This window comes from Pseudomonas sp. K5002, from assembly GCF_013386655.1.
Lineage (GTDB): Bacteria > Pseudomonadota > Gammaproteobacteria > Pseudomonadales > Pseudomonadaceae > Aquipseudomonas.
Window position 1 is genome coordinate 1 of sequence record NZ_JACARK010001674.1, and the last position, 475, is coordinate 475.

Below are 475 nucleotides of genomic sequence, written 5' to 3' on the forward strand. Positions count from 1 at the left end.
CGCCAGCCAGGGCATGGGCATGCGCCTGCTCTCGGTGGCGCCGGGTTGCGCACGACTGGGCATGAGCGTGCGCGCCGACATGATCCAGGGCCACGGCACCTGCCACGGCGGCTACCTGTTTGCGCTGGCGGACTCGGCATTCGCCCTGGCCTGCAACAGCTACAACGACGCCACCGTGGCGCTCGGCTGCAGCATCGACTACATCGCCCCGGCCCACCTGGGCGACACCTTGAGTGCCGATTGCCGCGAGCAAAGCCGCTCGGGTCGCACCGGCAACTACGACGTCCGTATCGAAAACCAACTGGGCCAGCTGATTGCGCTGTTCCATGGCAAATCCTACAAAGTGCGCGGCACGGTGCTGGCGCAGGAGAATCCGAATGAATGACGCCTTGATCATCGACGCAGTCCGCACCCCGATCGGCCGCTACGCCGGCGCCTTGAGCAGCGTGCGCGCCGACGACCTCGGAGCGGTGCC

General features: G+C 67.2%; 2 protein-coding genes. Both read left to right on the forward strand.

The genetic code is table 11. The features are described from left to right. A partial coding sequence (paaI, locus tag HX846_RS38640) for a hydroxyphenylacetyl-CoA thioesterase PaaI (protein ID WP_178967631.1) occupies nucleotides 1–385 on the forward strand: 385 nt, incomplete at its 5' end. Further along, nucleotides 378–475, forward strand: a 98-nt coding sequence (locus HX846_RS40535; RefSeq protein WP_372242082.1) for a hypothetical protein, incomplete at its 3' end; no start/stop codon positions are given. The genes paaI and HX846_RS40535, both read left to right, overlap by 8 nt.